Origin of the sequence: Terrabacter sp. 2RAF25 (assembly GCF_052115265.1) — a bacterium.
Taxonomy (GTDB): domain Bacteria; phylum Actinomycetota; class Actinomycetes; order Actinomycetales; family Dermatophilaceae; genus Terrabacter.
On sequence record NZ_JBFRGJ010000060.1, the window covers coordinates 1 to 423 of the forward strand.

Annotated in this window: 1 protein-coding gene; it reads right to left on the reverse strand. The window is 48.0% G+C overall.

Annotation, left to right across the window (positions count from 1 at the left end):
- On the reverse strand, window positions 1–379 hold a 379-nt coding region (locus tag AB4091_RS21940; protein ID WP_442295045.1), incomplete at its 3' end, for a hypothetical protein.
- Window positions 380–423 lie beyond the last annotated feature (44 nt).

Genomic DNA, 423 nt, shown 5'->3' on the forward strand with positions numbered 1-423 from the left:
GTGCCAAGAGGCGAGCTTGGTTCTGTTTGGTGAGAACCGCCTCAAGTTGCTCTCGGGTTGCAGCGGATACTTCTTCAAACAGCTTTTCTTCCGTGGATCTAATATCTGCATCCAAGTTGTTTAACAAATGCTGGCGATAACCGATATCAACAATTTCTTTTAGCTTTTGTAGCTCTGCAAGCCTTTGTGAATTGGATGGTATCTGGGCGTAGCCCACCCTGAGATTATTCAGCACTTGGAAGTAGCTGTTCTCATTTATGGCTAACTCCCTTGTGCCAGTAATATATGCTCCGAACGCGATGGCTGTTCCAGAAATGCCGACTAACAGTCCTCCAAAACCAACGACCAGTAAGGTGGCGAGGGGATATTTTTCGCCCATCACACCCTCCCCAACGCAAAACCCTTGGCGATGTAGTTGCGCAC